A 21064-nucleotide genomic window follows, 5' to 3' on the forward strand; every position below is an offset into this window, starting at 1 on the left:
CAATTAGTTATGAATCTATGGGTGAGCCGTTGTCAGAGTTGGTGGAAATCATTATCACTCAGAGAACAAAAGCTTGTATTAATTATCTCAATTTTTGCGGTCGTTGGTGCTGTTTATGCGGGTCTGATCCAGCCATTGCAGCAACAAAAGGCGATGGCTGTCAGTAAATTAAGTTCTGAGCAGAATCTTTATAACTGGGTGGTATCCGAAGCGAACAAAATTACCGGATTAAGAGGTCATGGTGGTTTTGTTTCTTCTGATAAACCACTGAACCAGTTAATTACGAATTCAACACGCCAGTTTGGAATCCGGTTGATCAGAATTCAGCCGATGTCGCAGACGCTTCAGGTTTGGATTGAACCTTTATCATTTAATCAGTTTATTGACTGGCTTACATTTTTGCAGGAAAAGTATGGTATCCAGGTCAATGTGATGGATATTGAGCGGGGTAAGCAGGAAGGAATGATCGAAGTGAAGCGATTACAATTGAAGCGGGGGTAGTGCGGTGAGCAGGAAGAAAGTCATTGCTTCTGTTATGGGTGTGTTTCTTATTTTTTGTATGAGTTTGGTTGTCCACCTTCCGGCAGCATTTGTCTTGAAATTTGTGCAACTCCCGCGGGGAGTTGAGCTCGCTTCGCCGCAAGGCACGATATGGCATGGGCATTTACAACAAATTCGTTGGCAGAGGCAATCTCTGGGAACATTTGACTGGCAAATACACCCTCTTGACTTATTTACAGGCCGGTTATTTGCCTCTGTCAAATTCGGTCGTCAGAGTGATTTGCACATTCAGGGAAGAGGCGGCGTAGGTGCCTCTTTTCAGGGGCGTCCTTTTTTAGAAGATTTTCATTTTTCTGTGCCCGCCCAAACGATCGCTGATCATGCACCGCTCCCTGTTCCGGCGACAGCTGAAGGGCTTGTGAATGTATCGATCAAAGCGTATGTATTCAGGGAGCCTTTCTGTGAGAAAGCGAATGTTGATTTTATCTGGGAGAATGCTCAGGTGTCACTGATGGCGCAATCTCTGCCTTTAGAGAAAGTATCTGCGGGTATGACATGTGAAAGTAACAAGATTACTGTGAAAGGAAAACAGAGATCACAGGTATTGATGAGTGAGTACTCTGTAACTATGGATGCGAATCGAAAATATCAGTTAAATGGTTGGTTGCAACCAGCTCCGGGATTTCCTGAATCTCTGGAAAAAATGTTGAAAATGGGACTCAGAGCTGATGGACAGGGGCGATATAATTTCAGGTTTGATGGACATTTATAAGATAAACCCCTAAGCCTCACCAAGTATAAAAAAACTGCTCTTTAAGAGCAGTTTTTTTTATACTGATAAACGCTGTATTCGGTTCATCTTTCATTTTTATTCTGCAGAATCTCTTTCCAGGGTAATTCAGGGTCTCCGATGACGATAAAATTCGGATTTTCCAGAGTTTCACGCAAGTTATAAGACAGAGAAGCCAGACTGGTGCTTAAAATCCGTCCTCCGGCCTCTTCCACGATGCATTGAGTTGCTGCCGTATCCCATTCACCAGTTGGACCTAATCTGAGATAGCAATCCACAGAGCCTTCAGCAACCAGACATGCTTTCAAGGCTGCAGAGCCAAGAGGCACTAAATCATAGTTCCAGACAGAACTCAGCCGGCTGGTAATTTTGTTAATATCCTGTCGTCTGCTGATGGCAATCGCAATTGAAGACTGCGGAATTTCGTGATAGTGCGTTTTTATTGGAATACTTTCGGACATGTCCGGGATTTTCCAGGCGCCTTTATTTTTATAAGCATAATAGGTCACGCCAGATACAGGAGCATAAACAACGCCCATAATCGGCTGATTATCTTTGACCAGTGCGATAATCGTTGCAAAATCTCCACTACGGGCGATGAATTCCTGTGTGCCATCTAAAGGATCAACGAGCCAGTAGGTTGACCATTCAGAACGTTGTTCAAGGCTGATGTCTGCGGCTTCTTCGGACAGAACCGGGATAGATGGTGTTAGCGCATTCAATTTTTTTATGATCAGCTTGTGAGCCGCAATATCAGCACTGGTAACCGGGGTCTCATCACTTTTCGTATAGGCTTCATAATTTTTCGTCTGATAATAGTCAAGGATGAGCTGTCCGGAAGCTCTGGCGATTTCAATAACCTGAGGGATTAAATGAGAATAGTCGGGAGTTGTCATATTTATCTCTCCCCTGTCAGATTCAGGTGGTGTAGTGCGAGAAGTAGTGCAGAAACAGAACGTGATTCACAGAAATCGAGGTGAGATAATAATTCCGTCGCCTGGTTCAGAGGCCAGCGAATCACTTCAAGGGGTTCTGGTTCGTCACCTTCCAGTTTTTCAGGGTATAGCCCCCTGGCGATAAACAAACTCATTTTCCCGGAAAAGTAGGAAGGGGCAAGAATCACTTCTTTGAGGAATATCAGCTGGTTTGCACCAAAACCGACTTCTTCTTTCAATTCTCTGTTCGCGGCTTCTTCAGCGGTTTCTCCCTGGTCAATTAAGCCCTTCGGGAAGCCTAATTCATAACGCTGTGTTCCTGCCGCATATTCCCGGACAAGGAGTAAATCTCCCTGCGGTGTCACCGGGACCATCATCACTGCGCTATTTCCCCGGGGTTGCATTCGTTCATATGTCCGGTGCTCTCCGTTTGAAAAGCATAAGTCCAGTGATTCGACCGTGAAAAGACGTGACTCAGCGACGGTTGTAATATTCAGAATCTCAGGACACTGTTTGACGGACATACCTTCATACCTCGGAGGAACTTACAGTTTTAACTATATGAGAAAATTTGCGATTTTGAAAAGCATAGTTTGTTGCTATTTCATCTGTCTATCACAAAATTAATAATAAGAGTGTTCACCGCGATCATGTTCAGTTAAATCTTTTACGGCGCTCAGCTCACCAGAGAAATGTGCCAGTAACTCTTTTTCAACGCCATCTTTCAGTGTGACATCGACCATCGAACAACCATTGCAGCCGCCACCGAACTGAATCACAGCTGTGCCATCATCAGTAATTTCCAGTAACTGAATATGACCACCATGACCGGCAAGCTGGGGATTGATTTGTGTTTGAATCATATATTCAACACGCTCAAGCAGTGGTGCGTCATCCGAAACTTTTTTCATTTTTGCATTCGGAGCCTTCAGTGTGAGCTGAGACCCCATTTTATCCGTCACAAAATCAATTTCAGCATCTTCGAGAAAAGGCTGACTTAACTCATCAATATACGCGGAGAAACCCTGAAACTTCATCTCAGTATCGGTACTCTCTACAGCATCCACCGGACAATATGAAACACCACATTCGGCATTCGGGGTACCAGGATTCACGACAAAAACCCGTATATTAGTACCTTCCGGCTGCTGTTCCAGTAGTTTGACAAAGTGTTCCTGAGCTGATTCTGTAATAATAATATTTGACACGACAATACCCGACTATATTTGTAGACTATTTAGCGCCATTCTACTCTTGTGAAATCGATGAGCCAATCATTTTATATATTCAAATAAACTGAATTATGTTTGTCTGGACTTTTTATGGATAATTTCAATTGGATAAATGATTTTCCGGGGTTTTGCACAGGCAGTAAATATCAATTTTTCTGACTCCGGATTGTTGTAATAAATGGCATAGTTGACTGACTGTTGTACCTGTAGTGACAACATCGTCGACAATTGCTACATGTGCTTTATCTGTGTGGCATTTCAGTTCAAATGCAGAGTTCAGATTCCGTAATCTGGCTTGTCTGCTTAGTTTCTGCTGTGGCCGGGTAGCATGATTTTTCTTCACTATGCCAGAACTATAAGAGGTGTTGAGTAAGCGGCTGAGCCGTGAAGCGATCAGGTCACTCTGATTAAATCCCCTGATAAGATAACGTTGCCAGTGCATGGGGACTGAAATTAACTGTTCTGCTGGTTCCGTAATCTGGCGTGCCAACAGCTGGCACAGGGGAAATACATGCCAGAACTGACGTTGATATTTGATTTTGCTGATATAAATATTAAGCGGAAAACTGTAATCCCCAAGGCAGTAGAGTTTGTTCCAGAGAGGCGGATGACTCAGGCACTGCCCGCAGATACTGACAGGCTCCAGTGTTGGTTCTCCACACCGCTGGCACCGGGGGCTGGATTCAAACCAACGCATGCAGTGAGTGCACCAGTGGCCTTCGGCCGCATAAAGTTCCAGCTCGCATAATGGACACTGGCGTGGAATCATCTTGCAAATGGTATTTTTGAATCTTTGATAGCGCATCGTGCACATCCGGATGTAAATGAATAATCCATGCAATTTTCTCAGGACCTATGGTAACTTGTGTATGAATTAAGAAGGAGAGAGTGCGAGTCATGTCTGAGGTTTTGCATTGGCAGACAGAAGGGGAAGGTCCGGATCTGGTGTTAATCCATGGATGGGGGATGAATGGCGCTGTCTGGGATCAGACGGTTGAGATTCTGAAACATGAGTACCGGGTTCATGTGGTTGATTTACCCGGATACGGCCACAGTGGGCATTGCTGTGCATCTTCGATTGAAGAGACAGCGTTACTTGTGCTTCAGGGCGCGCCTGAACAGGCTGTATGGCTGGGCTGGTCATTAGGAGGACTGATTGCAACGCATATCGCACTCAATCATCCTGCACGGGTTAAAAAACTCATCACAGTGGCCAGTTCTCCCAAATTTGCTGCCCAGGATGAGTGGCGCGGGATTCAACCGAAAGTCTTGAAAGCATTTACTTCACAGTTAGTTGACGATTTTCAACTGACGATAGAACGTTTCATGGCACTTCAGGCGATGGGAAGCCCGACGGCCAGACAAGATGTAAAAGCGTTGAAAGAAAAAGTGCTTTCGAGACCTGCTCCGCGGCCTGAAGCGCTTTTTTCTGGTCTCAAAATGTTGTCAGATATTGATATGAGAACGCAATTGTCTGATATTTCTGTTCCCCTGTTACGTCTTTATGGAAGGTTGGATGGTCTGGTGCCGGTTCAGGTAGCCAATGATCTGAACACTCTGGTTCCGGAAAGTCAGTCTTGTATTTTTTCCCGTTCTTCACATGCGCCTTTTATTACAGAGACCGATGATTTTTGTCATCAGGTTCTTGAATTTGCAGCATCCTGATGATCAGAGCAATATCCGGATGGAAAAATTGCTTAAACGGCAGCAGCGACTAAATTTTTGAAAGACCTGGCCGATAAGTAATCGGATCATGAAAAATTTCATCTGAGAGATTTGAGTGAGCCGGGCGATGCTGAGGAGATTTCGGCTATGATTGTGTCACCGAATAATATAAGTGTGCCACTTATTGCCCCATCGGTAAATATGCAGACGGAGCAGGCTGCGCGTGAAAACCGGGTCAGAGAGCCGGTGACACCGACAGTCCAGCTGGAGAAATCGAATGCTGAACGTCAGATTAAATCTGATGATAAGCGTCGGAGAAGTTCATCCTGGGATCCGAGCGAGCACCCTGAGTATGAAATAGATGCTGATGAAGAGCATCATGGCAGCTCAGCGTACCGGGAGGAATCGAAAGGGGAACTGGAGCGCCTCTTTGAATTGCTCGCATTATCGACTTATAGTGAGCATCAGGGAAAGGGCTATATTGTCCGGTTCAGGTTTCCGAAGCATATTATTGATGCAGCGGTAAATGAAGGAAAAATGGCGAGACGGCGGGTCGTGATTAAATATCATTATGGCTATGCCATTGCACCGAATATTCCTTCAGAAGTTTTGGCAGTTTTATAGACTGTAATTTAAAAAACCTGCGGTGTACCGCAGGTTTTTTTTCGCCATTCTCACCCGTATGCTCCGGTGATTTTATTTTTTTGCTTTTGCAAAAGCTGCAGCGAAGGCACCGCCCATCGCACTGTTGGTTTGGGGCTTTTGCCGTTGACTCTTCTTCGGTTCCGTTGTACTGGCGGATGGACGACGGTTTGAACGGACAGTTTTGTTCTCTTGCCCCGGTTCGTCATTGAGCCGCATTGAAAGGGCGATACGTTTTCTTTGAATATCGACTTCCATCACTTTCACTTTGACAATATCACCGGCTTTCACCACTTCTCTCGGATCAGACACAAATCGATCGGTCAGTGCTGAGATATGGACAAGCCCGTCCTGATGCACACCTATATCAACAAACGCACCGAAGTTGGCAACGTTGGATACAACGCCCTCAAGAATCATTCCCGGCTCCAGATCGCTGACCTGATGAATGTCATCGGCAAAATTTGCGGTTTTGAACTCAGGCCGGGGGTCACGTCCGGGTTTATCCAGTTCTTTAATGATGTCTGTGACAGTCGGTATACCAAAGTTATCATCAGTGTAGTCACTGGCATGCAATCCATTCAAAAATGTTGTGTTGCCAATCAGGGAAGGAATCTCCTGCTGGTTTGCCTGAGCAATTTTCTGTACAACCGGATAAGCTTCAGGGTGAACAGATGAGCTGTCTAACGGATTTTTTCCATTCATGATCCGTAAAAAACCAGCGCACTGTTCATAGGCCTTCGGGCCTAAACGAGGCACTTTTTTCAACGTTGTTCTTGACTCAAACCGGCCATTTTCATCGCGGTATTCCACAATATTTTTGGCCAGTGTTGTTGAAAGACCGGCAACTCTGGTCAACAGCGCAGGTGAAGCTGTATTGACATCAACACCGACAGCGTTCACACAGTCTTCAACGACCGCATCAAGGCGCTTAGCCAGCAGGTTCTGGTTCACATCATGCTGGTATTGTCCGACCCCAATGGATTTCGGATCAATCTTAACCAGTTCAGCCAGCGGATCCTGAAGGCGCCGGGCGATAGACACAGCACCACGCAACGATACATCCATTTCGGGAAACTCTTGTGCTGCCAGTTCTGAGGCTGAATAGACCGAAGCCCCGGCTTCACTGACCACAATTTTCTGGACTTTGAGATTTCCCCGTTTAATTAAATCAGCAGCAAATGCATCTGTTTCTCTGGAGGCCGTCCCGTTACCGATGGCAATGAGATCGACATGAAACTGGCGGACCAGAGCATCTATTGTCTTGATGGCCTGTTCATACTGTTTCTGCGGCTGATGCGGGTAAATTGCGCAGGTGGAGAGCACTTTACCTGTTGCATCCACGACAGCAACTTTACAACCTGTTCTTAATCCCGGATCCAACCCAAGTGTTGCCCTGGGGCCTGCGGGGGTTGCCATCAGCAAATCCTTGAGGTTGGTTGCGAAGACATCGATCGCTTCAATTTCAGACCGTTCTTTCAGTGCGGACATCAGTTCAGTTTCCATGTGGACGGAAACTTTCACCCGCCATGCCCAGCCGATAACTTGCTTGCGCCATGTATCTGCTGGTGCATCACTCAGATGGATATTGTAATGCTTCGCTATCAGTGTTTCGCAATAAGACTCTCTGACACCTTCCGGTTGTTCCGGATCGGCGTTCAGGGTTAAGGTCAGGAAGCCTTCATTTCGGCCCCGCAGCATCGCAAGCGCCCGGTGTGAGGGCACGGCGCTGATTGGTTCCTGATGCTCAAAATAGTCTTTGAACTTCTCGCCTTTTTGTTCTTGCCCCGTGACAACTCTGGATGTCAGCAGTGCATGACGATTCATGTAGGCCCGGATTTTTTCCAGCAGGTTGGCATCTTCGGCAATGCGTTCCATCATAATCGCCCGCGCACCATCCAGGGCGGCTTTTGAATCATCAATTCCTTTATCCGGGTTGATATATTGTTGTGCTTCTTGTTCGGGGATATGCTGTGGATGTTGCCATAACTGATCAGCCAGAGGCTCCAGACCCGCCTCAATTGCAATTTGTCCCTTTGTCCGGCGTTTGGGTTTGTAAGGCAGGTACAGATCTTCGAGCCGTGTTTTACTGTCGGCATGACGGATTTCCTGCCCGAGCTCAGGTGTCATTTTGCCTTGGTCCTGAATTGATTTCAGAATGGTCTGACGTCGCTCTTCCAGCTCCCGCAAATAAGATAAACGGCTATCCAGACTTCTCAGTTGTGAATCGTCCAGCCCGCCTGTGACCTCTTTTCTGTATCGTGCAATAAATGGAACAGTATTACCGTCATCAATTAACTGAACGGCTGCAATAACCTGCTCAGAGCGAACATTCAGCTCTGAAGCAATTGTTTGGCAGATAGCTTGACTCATCCGTTATCTTCTCTTTAGTTCATGAAATATACCCGGTGAAGGGCAAATTAATCTTAATAATATGGGGATTTATACGATATATTTCCAGTCGATATATCTCTGCTGCCTCGTTATCAGAGCAACGGACTCAGAGTCTGTGAACCTTGCTCAGAAATCATCTTGCTGAATATGCATCCTGAGGTCACTTGGATATATTTGAATATAATTGTTGCGATTATCCAGAAAATTCCGGGAGCATATGTGAAAACAAAGTTAATCACCAGAGCTGGCTATGACAAACTTAAGCAGGAGCATGATTATCTGTGGCGGGAGAAACGTCCTGAAATTACAAAAATTGTTACCTGGGCTGCCAGTCTGGGAGATCGGAGTGAAAACGCTGATTACCAGTATAATAAGCGCTTACTCAGACAGATAGATCGACGGGTTCGGTATCTGCGAAAATTACTGCCTGAGCTCAAGGTTGTTGACTATTCTCCGCAGCAAGAGGGCAAAGTGTTTTTCGGTGCCTGGGTCGAAATAGAAAATGAAGAAGGTGATAAGAAAAGATTCAGGATTGTCGGACCGGAAGAAATCTATGGTGATGTCAAAGATTATATCTCGGTTGATTCTCCTATGGCACGTGCGCTGATTAAAAAAGAAGTGGATGATGAATTTACGGTAAAAACGCCGGAAGGAGAGAAAGAATGGTTTGTCAATGCCATCGAGTATGAAAAAAATTAACATTCTCCCCAAAAATGCAGAATGATTGTTGATATAAAAATTACTTTTATGAATACTTAGGCGCCTTTTGGAATGGCCATGTGTGGCAATGGCCAGTGTTGACTATACGCATTTATCTTTGTCTTTAACAAATATTAATCGGGAAATAATAAAATGAATTGGTTCACAGCAGCGTTTAAGAAATATACAGTTTTTAGTGGCCGGGCCAGACGAAAAGAGTACTGGATGTTTTATCTGTTCATGATGATTTTTATGCTGATCACCTGCATTTTGGATGTACTGGTCGGGAGTTATGGCTTAATCACCGGATTATTTGGTCTGGCCGTTCTCCTGCCCAGCTTATCTTTGACCATTCGTCGGTTGCATGATACGGGCCGCAGTGGCTGGTGGTGCTTTATCACCCTGGTGCCAGTCGTCGGTGCGATTGCTTTTTTCGTGTTCACGGTTCTTCCCGGCAATTTTGGTGACAACCAATACGGACCTGATCCGAAGAAAATCGAGCTTTAATCTGAAATCAGGATAGCTGGCAAAACCTTTAAAACGCCGCTATTCATCGATACAAAAGATACTCATCGATACAAAAGATATTCATTGATACAGATTATCCATTGATACAAATGAAGCCAGCGTTATTGATACGCTGGCTTTTTTGGTTCCGGTATCCGTTAAAACGGATTGGTCTGATATGACAATACCGTTGCAGGATCGGCATGCAGCAATTGATTTAACTTCTCCATCCCTTCTCTGAATTTTTTACCGGAATGAATAGCCGTCAGTGAAAGCCGGATATGATTACAGCTCTGCTGTGTATCAAAATAACTGCCACTGCTGACAAGGATTCGATGATTTTGTGCTTCCATCGCAAAACGTTCCTGCTGCCACCCAGAGGGCAATGGAAGCCACAAATGATAACCCTGTCCGGGAGTGGTGGTTTCAGGTAAGTATTGTTTTGCTATGGCTTGTCTTTCGGCTGCCAGCAAGCGTTGCCGTTCGGCGAGTTCAAATGCCTGTCCGGAGTGGATTAATTCTTCTGCGATGATGAAGTTTAAAGGGGATGAAAGCCAGATATCGGTCCGGATATGAGCACTGACGGTGGCAACCTGTGATGAAGGTGCTTTGATAAAGCCGCAGCGGAGCGCCGGACAGATTGCTTTGGATAAGCTGGTGACATGGAATCCCTGCTCCGGAAGCCAGTTACAGATTGCAGGAATGGGTTTCTCATTAAGAAAACCATAAATATCATCTTCAACCAGCCAGATATGATGTTGGCGAATGATATCGGCAATTTGAATTCTGCGCTCTTCCGGCATTGTAATTCCCGTTGGGTTCTGATGCGAAGGAACTGTAATCACCAGTTTGGGATGATGTTGTTCAATGGACTGTTGTAAGTGCTCCGGTATCATTCCGTGCTCATCCATCTGAACGCCAACCACATGACGTCTTTTCAGGCTGGCGATGGCCAGAATTCCCGGATATGTAAGTGTTTCGACTGCAATTGTGTCACCTGGTTTTGTCAGTGATTCAACCAGAACCGCTAAAGCATTCTGAGCACCGCTGGTCAGCAGCGTATTATGGGTGGTTCCCGGTTCCAGACCATATTCTGAGGCCCAGCGTATGCCAGTCTGCCGGTGTCGCTCATGCCCGGAATTTTCTGCATACCCAATCAACTGGCTCGTGAGTTGGCTGGCACTTTGCCTGATGGCATTTTGAAGCGCCGGAAGATGATGACTGAGACATGGTTGCAGAATTGAAAAATTATACACATCTTCATCATCGGAGCTTTGAATCACACTCGAAAGCCGGGACTCACCACAGACAAAAGTCCCGCGTCCGACAAAAGATTCAACCTGATTTTGCTCTGAGAGTAACTTGTAAGCTTTAGCAACGGTGACCGGTGTGGTCTGTAATTCTTCGGCCAATACCCGGTGTGGTGGTAATTTTGTATTTGGGGGATAGACGCCGTCTCTGATTCTTGATTCGATGGTCCGGGCTATTTGCTTAAACTTAATTTCACTCACGGCGGGCATTCTTTATCAGTTAAAGGTTTTGTCCAGTTTACTGGAAGGTGAATAGTAAGAAAACTGATGAGAAATGATCTTTACCGGATTGACCTCAAAATTCAGGATTCAGTGTCTTGCTCAAAGGGGCGTTGCAGGTAAAACAAAGACATAAACCTTAACAATTCTGTGCCGCTGTTTTTATGAAATAGTGTTAGAGTTAAAGTCTGACGATAGAATAAAAAATAACAGAGGTTGCCGCGTGCAGGAAAATGTAAAGATTTTAGTGGTTGATGATGATGCCAGGCTCAGATCTTTGCTGGAACGTTATTTATCTGAACAAGGATTTCAGGTGCGTAGCGTGGCCAATAGTCAGCAAATGGATCGGTTACTGATGCGTGAACAGTTTCATCTGATGGTGCTGGATTTGATGCTGCCGGGAGAAGATGGGTTATCAATCTGTAAACGTCTTCGTGAATCAAATAATCAGATTCCGGTTTTAATGCTGACCGCAAAAGGGGATGAAGAAGAACGTATTCTCGGGTTTGAAGTTGGCGCAGATGATTATTTGCCGAAACCATTTAATCCGCGTGAGTTGCTGGTCCGGATTAAAGCGATTTTACGCCGTCAGGCGAGTGAGTTACCAGGAGCTCCCAGTGCTGAAGAATCAGTCATTGAGTTTGGTGATTTTAGTCTGAATCTCGGTACCAGAGAAATGTTTCGCGGAGAAGAAGCGATGCCTCTGACCTCGGGAGAGTTTGCGGTGTTAAAAGTTCTGGTCAGTAATCCCAGAGAGCCTATGTCGAGAGATAAGCTGATGAATATGGCGCGGGGACGTGAGTATTCGGCCATGGAGCGTTCTATTGACGTTCAGATTTCCCGGCTAAGACGCATGCTGGAAGATGATCCGGCAAAGCCACGTTATATTCAGACGGTATGGGGTCTGGGTTATGTGTTTGTTCCTGACGGAAAAAGCTCGTAATCATATTTTGGTTCAGAGAACACTTTTTCGGTTCAGAGAAATGGCTCTGAACCTTGCCTGTCTTATTGATATCCGGAGTTTTCCCAAATGCGGGTTCGCAGCGCTTTTACGCAAACGCTTATTATTTTTCTGACCTTATTTGTTACCAGCCAGCTGTACACTTTCTATGCATTGTTCCACTATGCGCTGGTTCCGAGTCTGCAGCAGCTGAACACGATTCTCGGCCATGAAATCAGCATCATGCTGGAGGATTCGAATGGTAACGGCAATGAAATTTCAGAAGAGATCCTGGCCCGGCAGAAGGTGTTAGATAAGCTGGGTGTGTCAATCCATTCGCTGAACGAAAACCTGTCACAGGAATTCGCACATGCCATGCGGATTGATTTGATGAGTGAAGAAATGACCCGGGAGCTCAGTTCTCCAACGGATGTAAGAATGATCCTTGGTCAGCGAAGTTATATTTTGTGGATGAAAATTGAGAAGCTACCCGGCGTATTGATTCAGATACCATTATCTGAGCTTCAGGAAGAAGATTTTATTCCGTTATTCAGAAACTGCCTTTTAATGACCATCCTGATCATGTTGGGTGGCTGGTTGTTTGTCCGGATCCAGAACCGGCCTTTAAAAGACTTAGAGAAAGCCGCTGTTTCTGTCGGGAAAGGTGAAATTCCACCGGCATTACCGGAAAAAGGGGGCACTGAAATTCGCTCTGTCACTCAGGCTTTTAATCAGATGGCGAAAGGTATTCAGGACTTAGAAGCTGATCGGGCTTTATTGATGGCCGGGATCAGCCATGATTTAAGGACGCCACTGACCCGGATACGTTTGGCAACGGAAATGATGTCTCCTGAGGATAGTTATCTTGCGGAAGGTATTATCAGTGATACCGAAGAATGCAATGAAATTATCAGCCAGTTTATGGATTATCTGAAGCCGGTGCAGACTCAGTCGTTTAAGGAAGTTGATCTGGAAGAGGTTCTCAGAGATATCGTCAAGGCTGCGGAAGTGAATCATACCAAGCCGGAAATGAATGTTGCCGGTTCTCTGAAATATGCCTGGGGAAACCCGATTGCAATTAAACGGGCAGTCAGCAATTTAGTTGTAAATGCGATTCGTTATGGAAACGGGTGGGTGAAAGTCAGTGCCGGAATGACGGCCGATCAAGCGCTGGTCTGGCTGTGTGTTGAAGATAATGGTCCGGGCATCAGCGAAGAGCAGATGACTAAAGTCTTTGAACCATTTACTCAGGGCGATACTGCCAGAGGTTCTGAAGGAAGCGGATTGGGGCTGGCAATTGTAAAACGAATTGTCAGCCAGCATCATGGTTCGGTATCAATGAACAATCGCTCTGAAGGGGGCCTGAAAGTTCAGATCAGTTTTCCTGCTATAAAGTGAAAGCCGCGGAATTGAATGGCCGAATGTCTCCGGGGTTCCGGTACCTCCGGCCAAATCATCTCTGTTATTCAGCGGCAGAGTGGTCTGCAGACGTTTCTGTAAAGGTATCATGGCTTATGACATCTTCACTGCTGTCAGCCTGTAGCACTGTGCTGTTGTTTGCTTTCTGGTCTTTTTCAGGTAAAACCAGATTCAGGAGAATTGCTGTGATTCCTCCGGCAGCAATGCCTGATGAAAAAATATTTTTGATGAACTCAGGCATGAATTGCAGAATTTCAGGTTTTTGCGCGATACCCAGACCCATTGAAAACGACAGAGCCATAATCAGAATGGCACGACGATCCAGCTCGACACGCGAGATAATCCGGACTCCGGCAGCCGCAATCGTGCCAAACATGACAATGGTTGCACCACCAAGGACTGGTTCCGGAATTTGCTGCACAAAGGCAGCAACACCCGGGAATAAACCTAACAATACCAGCATACCTGAAATAAAATATCCGACGTAACGGCTGGCAACACCCGTCAACATGATTACACCATTGTTTTGACTGAATGTTGAATTCGGGAAGCTGTTAAATACCGCAGCTAAGGCAGAATTCAGGCCATCCGCGAGTACACCGCCTTTTAATCTTTTGATATAAACAGGGCCTTTCACAGGTTCTCCGGAAACTTCTGATGTGGCGGTAATATCTCCAATTGCTTCCAGTGCGGTAATCAGAAATATCAGCACCAGAGGGATAAACAGCGACCAGTCAAAACTCAGTCCGAATTGCATGGGGACAGGCAGGGCAATCAGTTTGCTTTCACTGTGACCTGAAAAATCGATCATTCCCATGCAAAAGGCCATCACGTATCCCACCAACATCGCAATGACGATAGAAGCGACACGAATATATGGATTCGCGGAGCGGTTGAGAATCACAATCAGGCCGAGTACAGCCCCCGCCAGTGCCAGTTTATCCAGACTGCCAAAACTACCATCACTCAATGCGGCATATCCACCTCCCATTGAAATCAGGCCAACCTGAATGAGCGTCAAACCAATCAGGGTAACAACAATGCCGGAGACTAATGGCGTAATAATCCGCTGTGCGTAGGTCAGAATTCTGGACAGAATAATTTCGGCAAATGATGCGACGAGTATGGTGCCAAAAATGGCGGCCATCATGGTATTGATATCCGCGCCGCCTGCTTTGAGTGACATGCCTGCGCCGATAATCGGGCTGAGAAAGTTAAAGCTGGTGCCCTGAATAGAAAGTAAGCCTGAACCGACCGGACCGAAAGTCCGGATTTGAATAAAAGAAGAAATCCCGGAGGCAAACAGTGACATACTGATGATTGTATTGGTTTGGTCGGCGGGTACGCCCAACGTCTGGCAGATGATTAAGGAAGGCGTAATGACGGCCACAAACATCGCCAGCAAATGCTGCAGCGCTGCAAAAGTGGTTTGTGGCAAAGGTGGCTTATCATTGAGTTGATAGACTAATTCAGATTTTTTAGTCGTCATATTCTGTGTACCGGTATTCAAATTAAATTAAAAAATCCCTGAACAGATTGTGAGGTAATTTATTATTGTGGGGAATTTGCTCAGAATGAAAATTGAGCGGAATTATAGTGAATTTTGTCATAATAGCAAACGTTTGCTTTTTGTCGCCGGCAACACAGAGGAAAAATATTCAGGCTTTTGAGTAAATATCTTTATCTGTTAACCAGCGATCAATGATCGCCTGAGCATTTTGTGGGTAATGGTCGTGAATATAGCGGGCGATTTTCTGAACTTCCGGGATCAGGTATTGGTCCCGGAGTAAGTCGGCAATTTTGAAATCAGCTAAACCGGTTTGTTTTGTTCCTAACAGCTCGCCCGGGCCCCGAATTTCGAGATCTTTTTGCGCGATGACAAAACCATCACTGCTGTCACGCATGACGGCAAGGCGTTTTTGAGCTGTTTTAGAAAGCGGCGGATGATAAAGGAGGACACAGTGACTGGCGACCGAGCCACGACCAACCCTGCCTCTTAACTGGTGAAGCTGTGCAAGTCCGAGTCGTTCCGGGTTCTCAATAATCATCAGACTTGCGTTTGGTACATCAACTCCGACTTCGATGACAGTTGTCGCAACCAGCAGATGGAGCTCGCCGGATTTGAAATTTTGCATCACAGACTGTTTTTCTGCGGCCTTCATGCGCCCGTGAACCAGCCCGATGTTTAAATCAGGTAGCTGATGTTTCAATGTCTGTGTCAGTTCTTCTGCAGCCTGTGCTTCCAGAACTTCAGACTCATCGATCAAAGTACAAACCCAATAAGCCTGTTTTCCTTCTGACAAACACGCATGACGAATACGTTCAATAATATCATTCCGTTTTGTTTCCGGGATAGCAACGGTCTGCACCGGAGTTCGTCCCGGTGGGAGTTCATCAATGACAGACGTTTCCAAATCTGCGTAAGCTGTCATCGCCAGTGTACGTGGAATCGGTGTGGCCGTCATAATCAACTGGTGAGGATAGCACCCATTTTTGCCGCCTTTTTCCCGGAGTTCCAGCCGTTGATGCACCCCAAAACGGTGTTGTTCGTCAATGATAATTAATGCAAGGTGATGAAAACTGACCTGTTCCTGAAATAAAGCGTGCGTCCCAACAATCATACTGACGTCACCTTGAGCGATTTCAGCTATGGCCTGTTCTTTTGCTTTGCCTTTCTGTTTACCAGCCAACCAGCCAACCTTGATACCCAGCGGGGAAAACCAGGTTTTAAAGTTGATTGCATGTTGTTCGGCAAGTAATTCGGTTGGCGCCATTAACGCGACCTGATAGCCATGGCTGATCGCTCTGAGTGCCGCCATTGCAGCAACTAATGTTTTGCCTGAGCCTACATCTCCCTGAACCAGACGCATCATCGGATGTGACTGTGCCAGATCAGATTCTATTTCCCTGACGACTCTGTCCTGAGCATGGGTCGGACTGAAAGGGAGCTGGTCGAGCAGTTGTTGTTTAAAGGGTTCGGAATGAGTTAACGGCAGTGCCTGTTCTTGCTGTCCCTGATGACGGATTGCCAGCATCGACAGATTCTGTGCCAGCAGTTCTTCCATGATTAACCGTAACTGGGCGGGATGATGTCCTTTTTCAAAGCGTTCCGTATCAATGTCGGCAGAAGGGCGGTGAATGATATGTAAAGCCTGAGTCATGGTGATCTGATGATCATACAAACCTTCCGGCAATAGTTCCTGTACCGCAGACTTATCGAGCAGCTCTAATGCCTGATCGGTCAGCTGGCGCAGGGTTAACTGTCTGAGACCTTCGGTGGCCGGATAAACCGGAGTCAGATTGGCTTCTTCTTTGACGGGGACGTCTGGCTGGTAAAACTTGTATTCCGGGTGAATTATTTCAAGTCCGGACATGCCTCTTTTTATCTCGCCGTAAACATGAATATATTTGCCTTCGGTGAAACTGTTCTTCATGGCTGCATTGAAATTGAAGAAGCGTAATGACAACGTGCCATGACCATCGCTCATCTTTACGGTCAGCATTTTTTTTCTGCCAAATGATGCATTGACCGCCATCACCTGTCCCTGTGTCGCACACCATAATCCGGCATGCAGTTGATTCACAGGATAGATGCGGGTTCTGTCTTCATAACGGGACGGCAGGTGAAACAAAAGATCCTGAACCGTGTTCAATCCGATTCTGCTAAGTTTCTCAGCAATTTTTATCCCAACACCTGAGAGTGAAGTTAAAGGAATTGCGTTGAGCAGTTGTGACATAAACGAACAGGCTCACTTGAATGGGTGAATTAACTCTGGTTATTCAACCATTGAACTGTTTTTTTGTACAGTTTTTTTGGGAACTGTGAATGAGCTGACATCACTTATGCGTATTGCATCTCACGCCACCATGCTTCGTCAGCTACGATTTGTCCTTTTTCATCCAGTTCCGGATAAGGTAGTTTTTTCTTTTTTGCGACTTTTGCTAAAACCGGATGACCCCGCTCAAACAATATGCGTTGGACAACTTCATTGGGTAAGTTGCTTTCATCCCGGTCATACATACCAGACATTTGACGTTGACGCTGTGCTTCATAGAGGATCAAAGCACTGGCGACAGACACGTTTAATGACTGAACCATGCCAACCATTGGAATGATGATGTCCTGATCTGCAACAGTCAGCGCCTGTTGAGATATACCTTCCTTTTCACTGCCCAAAATGACAGCGGTTGGCCGGGTATAATCAATGTCTCTGAAATCAACAGCGTGCTCAGACAGATTCGTGACCAGAATCTGCATTTTCTGTTCTCTGAAAACAGAAACCGCATCATTCAGCGAGCCATGTGTATCGACTTCAACCCAGTTTCTTGCGCCTGCGGAAGTATGGCCCAGTGTCCGCATTTGTGCATTAGGCCAGACGGCATGAATCTTATGCAGGCCAGTGGCGTCAGCAGTACGGATAATGGCAGACACATTATTGGGTTTGTGGACTTCTTCAAGACATAACGTGAGGTCGGTTTGTCGTGCTTTCAGCACTTCAAGGATGCGTTGATAACGTTCTGGGTTCATATATTTTTGAATAATCAATGTAGAAGCTTTGATTCAGGACAGAAACGTCAAATAAGACGCTCTGCCTGAAATTGATAAACAGCTCAGCTCTTTTTCCTCTGAACTCTTAATGCATGAGGCATCACGCGGATCTTTTTCATGATACCTGCAAGGTGAATCCGATCTTTCGTGGTTAGCAATACTTTGATTGTATACAGACGACCGTCCCTTTCTTCAGTTGCTATGCCATGAATATTTGAACCGGTATGAGAAATCACGTTGGTGAGTTCCGCCAAAGCACCCTGATGATTGAGCATGTCTATCTTCAGTTCAGTAATGAACTCCTGATCGTAATCTTTTGACCACTCAACCGCCATATATTTATCGGGTTCTTTCTGATAACCACGGACATTGGCACAGGTTTCTCTGTGGATGACCAGACCTCGTCCCGGTGATATATGGGCGATAATATGATCGTCCGGAATGGGATGACAACAATTGGCAAAGTTGAGCAGAATGCCTTCAGCACCGCGAATTGGTAGCGAGCGTTTGCGGTTTTCTTCATTGATCGTCAGCTCTTCCGTGTTACCCAGCAATTTACGTGCAATCACGATGCTCATCAGTTCACCCAAACCAATGGCAGCCAACATATCATCAAGCTGTGACATTTTCAGTTCAATGAGTACAGTCTGAATGTTATCTTCACTGATATCGCCAATCGACTGCTCGCCCAGAGCGTGGTTCAGAAGTCGTCGGCCAAGACTGACCGATTCTTCGCGACGCATGGTTTTCAGAACCTGACGGATTTTAGTTCTGGCGCGGGAAGTTACGACATAGTTAAGCCATGCTGCGTTAGGCCGGGCACCCGGTGCGCTGATAATTTCTATCGTTTGCCCGTTTTTCAGTGCTTTGCTCAGAGGATAAGGATTGCGATCAACCCGTGAACCGACGCAGGTATTACCGACGTCCGTATGAACGGCATAGGCGAAGTCAACGGCAGTTGCGCCAACCGGCAACTCAACGATACGCCCTTTGGGGGTGAAAACATAAATTTCATCAGGGAACAGATCTGATTTGACGTTTTCAATGAATTCAAACGAGTTCCCCGCACTTTGCTGAAGTTCCAGCAAACTCTGCATCCAGCGTTGGGCTTTGATTTGGGCTGTCGTGCCGGTTCTTTCGCCGTTCGCTTTATATGACCAGTGAGCCGCAACCCCTTTGTCGGCCATTTGGTCCATGTCTTCGGTCCGGATCTGAACTTCTACAGGAACACCATGCGGACCGACCATCGAAGTGTGCAATGACTGATAGCCGTTCGCTTTTGGGACCGCAATATAGTCTTTCATCCGGCCGGGTTTGGGCTTGTAGAGGCTATGGACCTGACCAAGCACGCGATAACAGGTATCTGGTGTGTCAACAATAATGCGGAATGCATAGATATCCATAATCGTATGAAAACGCTGTTCCTTCGTCTTCATTTTGTTATAGATAGAGTAGAGATTTTTTTCCCGGCCAAGCACTCTGGACTGAAGGCCAACTTCCTGTAAACGGCCCTCGATTTCACTGTGAATGCGCTGAATCATTTCCTTCCGGTTTCCGCGGGCTGCTTTGACAACATTTCTTAAAACGCGGTAACGGTTGGGATAAAGTGCTTCAAACCCCAGCTCTTCGAGTTCAACTTTGATGTTGTGGATACCCAGCCGGTGAGCGAGTGGCGCATATATCTCAAGTGTTTCCCGTGCAATTCGCCGTTTTTTATCCGGGCGCAATGCGCCGAGAGTCCGCATGTTATGTGTTCTGTCAGATAACTTAATCAGAATCACACGAATGTCCTGAACCATTGCCAGAACCATTTTGCGGAAGTTTTCGGCCTGCGCTTCTTTTCTGTCCCTGAACTTTAGCTTATCCAGTTTCGAGACGCCGTCTACCAGTTCGGCAACCGCTGTACCAAATTTAGTTTCAAGCTCTTCTTTTGCGACTTCAGTATCTTCGATGACATCGTGAAGCAAAGCGGCCTGAAGCGTTTCCAGATCCAAACGCATCTCAGCCAGGATCCGGGCAACTGCGACCGGGTGGATAATGTAAGGTTCACCACTTGAGCGGGTTTGCCCCTCATGTGCATCTCTTGCTACAACATAAGCATGTCGCAGAGCCTCAATCTGAGGCTCTGTCAGGTACTCTTGTGCAACGTCCTTGAGGCTATCAAACAGATACAAATTAATCGACCCGCCTATTGTAAATACTGAACGTGTCTGCTGAACAGATTAACGGTTGTGAGCAATACTGCTTACCGCTGCAAGTTCAGCAGCTTCCTGTTCCTGTTGCTCCTGACGCTCACGTGCATCAAGAACTTCTTTCGTAATTAAACCTTCTTCGATTTCACGAAGTGCAATGACGGTTGTTTTGTCATTCTCTTCCGGTACCAATGGATCTTTACCGCCCGCTTGCATTTGACGGGCGCGGCGAGCCGCAATAAGAACCAGGTCGAAACGGTTGCCAACTTTTTCAACTGCATCTTGAACAGTTACGCGTGCCATGAGTACTCCAAATCGTTAGTTAATCAACTGTAAATGACGGGAAATTATACAACTTAATACCTGATGATACTAGCTGTAAACCCTATAGATAATTGTATCGGCTGCTATTCCGATAATAATTCAGTCAGCATGTTGCTATATTTAGCAGCTTGCTTGTCTTGCTTCAATCTTTCCGCACGAAGAATGGCTTTAAAATCCATCAGGGCAACATCAAAATCATCATTCACAATCAGGTAATCATATTCGTTATAATGTGATGTTTCAGATTTTGCTTTACTCATTCTGCCAGCAATCACGGCATCGCTGTCCTGACCTCTGGCATTGAGTCGTCGTTCCAGTTCGGCGGCGGATGGCGGTAAAATAAAGATGCTTTTTGCATCCGGCATTTGTTGACGAATCTGACGCGCGCCCTGCCAGTCTATATCAAGAAAAATATCGATACCTTTATTCAGATTCTCTTCTATCCAGACCCGCGAAGTGCCATAGTAATTGCCAAATACTTCTGCGTGTTCGAGAAATTCATTCTTTTCAATCAGTGCTTCGAAGTGAGTTTTGGGCACGAAATGGTAATGAATACCGTCCTGTTCACCCGGACGTGGATCTCTGGTTGTATGTGAGACGGAAACCTTCATTGCATAAGTCGGATTTCTTTCCAGTAATGCATTGATTAAACTGGATTTTCCAGCACCGCTGGGCGCTGAAACAATATAAAGCGTGCCTCTGCTCATAACTTTGTTTCACTTTTGTTGTCAAAAAGCTGTCTGATT

Annotated in this window: 20 protein-coding genes; 8 read left to right on the forward strand and 12 right to left on the reverse strand. The window is 46.0% G+C overall.

Annotation, left to right across the window (positions count from 1 at the left end):
• Nucleotides 1–9: 9 nt before the first annotated feature.
• Nucleotides 10–501 carry a type II secretion system protein M gene (locus tag OCV29_RS00970; RefSeq protein WP_073603708.1) on the forward strand — a complete coding sequence of 164 codons (492 nt, stop codon included), beginning with the start codon at nucleotides 10–12 and terminating at the stop codon, nucleotides 499–501.
• 4 nt (nucleotides 502–505) lie between these two features.
• Entirely contained in the window at nucleotides 506–1273 is a 768-nt protein-coding gene (locus OCV29_RS00975) for a type II secretion system protein N (protein WP_139281576.1), read from the forward strand.
• 83 nt (nucleotides 1274–1356) lie between these two features.
• Here OCV29_RS00975 and cysQ read toward each other — a convergent pair whose 3' ends face one another.
• The 4 genes from cysQ to OCV29_RS00995 form a co-directional block, all read right to left on the reverse strand.
• Nucleotides 1357–2187 carry a 3'(2'),5'-bisphosphate nucleotidase CysQ gene (gene cysQ, locus OCV29_RS00980; protein ID WP_073603710.1) on the reverse strand — a complete coding sequence of 277 codons (831 nt, stop codon included), beginning with the start codon at nucleotides 2185–2187 and terminating at the stop codon, nucleotides 1357–1359.
• A gap of 2 nt (nucleotides 2188–2189) precedes the next feature.
• The gene (nudE, locus tag OCV29_RS00985; RefSeq protein ID WP_073603711.1) at nucleotides 2190–2750 is read right to left on the reverse strand and encodes an ADP compounds hydrolase NudE; all 561 of its coding nucleotides are present in this window, start codon (nucleotides 2748–2750) and stop codon (nucleotides 2190–2192) included.
• A gap of 99 nt (nucleotides 2751–2849) precedes the next feature.
• Nucleotides 2850–3434 (reverse strand): Fe-S biogenesis protein NfuA, encoded by a 585-nt coding sequence (nfuA, locus tag OCV29_RS00990; RefSeq protein WP_073603712.1) that lies wholly within the window; start codon nucleotides 3432–3434, stop codon nucleotides 2850–2852.
• 124 nt (nucleotides 3435–3558) lie between these two features.
• Nucleotides 3559–4263, reverse strand: a complete 705-nt coding sequence (locus OCV29_RS00995) for a ComF family protein (RefSeq protein WP_084193310.1) — start codon at nucleotides 4261–4263, stop codon at nucleotides 3559–3561.
• A 92-nt stretch (nucleotides 4264–4355) separates the two neighbouring features.
• On the opposite strand from OCV29_RS00995, the gene bioH reads away from it, so the two are divergent.
• Nucleotides 4356–5123 carry a pimeloyl-ACP methyl ester esterase BioH gene (gene bioH, locus OCV29_RS01000; protein WP_073603713.1) on the forward strand — a complete coding sequence of 256 codons (768 nt, stop codon included), beginning with the start codon at nucleotides 4356–4358 and terminating at the stop codon, nucleotides 5121–5123.
• Nucleotides 5124–5270: 147 nt separating this feature from the next.
• Nucleotides 5271–5747 carry an ATP-dependent Lon protease gene (locus OCV29_RS01005; RefSeq protein WP_073603714.1) on the forward strand — a complete coding sequence of 159 codons (477 nt, stop codon included), beginning with the start codon at nucleotides 5271–5273 and terminating at the stop codon, nucleotides 5745–5747.
• Between the two features lie 72 nt (nucleotides 5748–5819).
• On the opposite strand, the gene OCV29_RS01010 is transcribed toward OCV29_RS01005, so the two are convergent.
• The gene (locus OCV29_RS01010; protein WP_073603715.1) at nucleotides 5820–8138 is read right to left on the reverse strand and encodes a Tex family protein; all 2319 of its coding nucleotides are present in this window, start codon (nucleotides 8136–8138) and stop codon (nucleotides 5820–5822) included.
• Nucleotides 8139–8378: 240 nt separating this feature from the next.
• Between OCV29_RS01010 and greB the strand changes: the two genes are divergently transcribed.
• Both greB and OCV29_RS01020 read left to right on the forward strand, forming a co-directional pair.
• A complete protein-coding gene (gene greB / locus OCV29_RS01015) occupies nucleotides 8379–8858 on the forward strand; it encodes a transcription elongation factor GreB (protein WP_073603738.1) in 480 nt (159 codons plus the stop codon).
• Between the two features lie 153 nt (nucleotides 8859–9011).
• Nucleotides 9012–9365 (forward strand): DUF805 domain-containing protein, encoded by a 354-nt coding sequence (locus OCV29_RS01020; protein WP_073603716.1) that lies wholly within the window; start codon nucleotides 9012–9014, stop codon nucleotides 9363–9365.
• A gap of 158 nt (nucleotides 9366–9523) precedes the next feature.
• On the opposite strand, the gene OCV29_RS01025 is transcribed toward OCV29_RS01020, so the two are convergent.
• Nucleotides 9524–10876 (reverse strand): aminotransferase-like domain-containing protein, encoded by a 1353-nt coding sequence (locus OCV29_RS01025; RefSeq protein WP_073603739.1) that lies wholly within the window; start codon nucleotides 10874–10876, stop codon nucleotides 9524–9526.
• A gap of 241 nt (nucleotides 10877–11117) precedes the next feature.
• Here OCV29_RS01025 and ompR point away from each other — a divergent pair, with 241 nt between their 5' ends.
• The gene (ompR, locus tag OCV29_RS01030; RefSeq protein WP_073603717.1) at nucleotides 11118–11837 is read left to right on the forward strand and encodes an osmolarity response regulator transcription factor OmpR; all 720 of its coding nucleotides are present in this window, start codon (nucleotides 11118–11120) and stop codon (nucleotides 11835–11837) included.
• Between the two features lie 87 nt (nucleotides 11838–11924).
• Nucleotides 11925–13232, forward strand: a complete 1308-nt coding sequence (gene envZ, locus OCV29_RS01035) for a two-component system sensor histidine kinase EnvZ (RefSeq protein WP_073603718.1) — start codon at nucleotides 11925–11927, stop codon at nucleotides 13230–13232.
• A gap of 64 nt (nucleotides 13233–13296) precedes the next feature.
• Here the strand turns inward: envZ and OCV29_RS01040 are convergent, their stop codons facing one another.
• The 6 genes from OCV29_RS01040 to gmk form a co-directional block, all read right to left on the reverse strand.
• Nucleotides 13297–14742, reverse strand: coding sequence for a uracil-xanthine permease family protein (locus OCV29_RS01040; RefSeq protein WP_073603719.1), 1446 nt, complete (start codon nucleotides 14740–14742; stop codon nucleotides 13297–13299).
• Between the two features lie 169 nt (nucleotides 14743–14911).
• Nucleotides 14912–16990: an ATP-dependent DNA helicase RecG gene (gene recG / locus OCV29_RS01045; RefSeq protein WP_073603720.1), complete on the reverse strand. Its 2079-nt coding sequence runs from the start codon at nucleotides 16988–16990 to the stop codon at nucleotides 14912–14914.
• 104 nt (nucleotides 16991–17094) lie between these two features.
• A complete protein-coding gene (trmH, locus tag OCV29_RS01050; protein WP_073603721.1) occupies nucleotides 17095–17781 on the reverse strand; it encodes a tRNA (guanosine(18)-2'-O)-methyltransferase TrmH in 687 nt (228 codons plus the stop codon).
• An 83-nt stretch (nucleotides 17782–17864) separates the two neighbouring features.
• Complete coding sequence (gene spoT, locus OCV29_RS01055; protein ID WP_073603722.1) at nucleotides 17865–19976, reverse strand: bifunctional GTP diphosphokinase/guanosine-3',5'-bis pyrophosphate 3'-pyrophosphohydrolase; 2112 nt, start codon at nucleotides 19974–19976, stop codon at nucleotides 17865–17867.
• 48 nt (nucleotides 19977–20024) lie between these two features.
• Nucleotides 20025–20297: a DNA-directed RNA polymerase subunit omega gene (rpoZ, locus tag OCV29_RS01060; protein WP_073603723.1), complete on the reverse strand. Its 273-nt coding sequence runs from the start codon at nucleotides 20295–20297 to the stop codon at nucleotides 20025–20027.
• Between the two features lie 104 nt (nucleotides 20298–20401).
• Nucleotides 20402–21025, reverse strand: a complete 624-nt coding sequence (gene gmk, locus OCV29_RS01065; protein WP_073603724.1) for a guanylate kinase — start codon at nucleotides 21023–21025, stop codon at nucleotides 20402–20404.
• Nucleotides 21026–21064 lie beyond the last annotated feature (39 nt).

Origin of the sequence: Vibrio aerogenes, assembly GCF_024346755.1 — a bacterium.
In the GTDB taxonomy this organism is placed as follows: Bacteria; Pseudomonadota; Gammaproteobacteria; order Enterobacterales; family Vibrionaceae; genus Vibrio; species Vibrio aerogenes.